Genomic DNA, 545 nt, shown 5'->3' on the forward strand with positions numbered 1-545 from the left:
TGCATTTCAACGAGATGTTGGCCATCGTTTGTTAGAAAAGCTCCCAAGCGATCTTACCAACAAGCGCGTTTTGGACTTGGGGTGTGGAACCGGATATTTTTCTCAGCTATTGCTAGAGCGAGGCGCAAGCGTTGTGTGGGCCGATCTTTCGCAAGGAATGTTGGACAAAGCGCGCGAGCGTTGTGGTGACCATAATGTTCGTTATGTGGTAGCAGACGCGGAAAGCTTGCCATTCGAGGACGCTAGTTTTGACTATGTGTTTTCAAGTCTCGCGCTACAGTGGTGTGTCGATTTAAGTTATCCGTTGAGAGAAATTCGCCGAATATTAACTGCTAATGGGAAAGGGTGTTTCTCAACACTAGTTGATGGCTCGCTATGCGAACTGCGCTATTCGTGGGCAAAAATTGACACATATCAACACGTGAATAACTTTATTACTCTCAATCAGGTAAAAATTGCGTTAGCGCAATCTCGATGCCATAACCATCATCTAGACTCGACCACCATCACAGTTTGGTACGACTCAGCATTTTCTGTTATGCGTG

Annotated in this window: 1 protein-coding gene; it reads left to right on the plus strand. The window is 45.9% G+C overall.

The genetic code is table 11. The features are described from left to right. Positions 1–545 (plus strand): methyltransferase domain-containing protein (locus R7093_RS27495; protein WP_318147313.1); only part of this gene is annotated, 545 nt, incomplete at both ends.

The sequence above is a fragment of the Vibrio sp. 1580 genome (assembly GCF_033340055.1).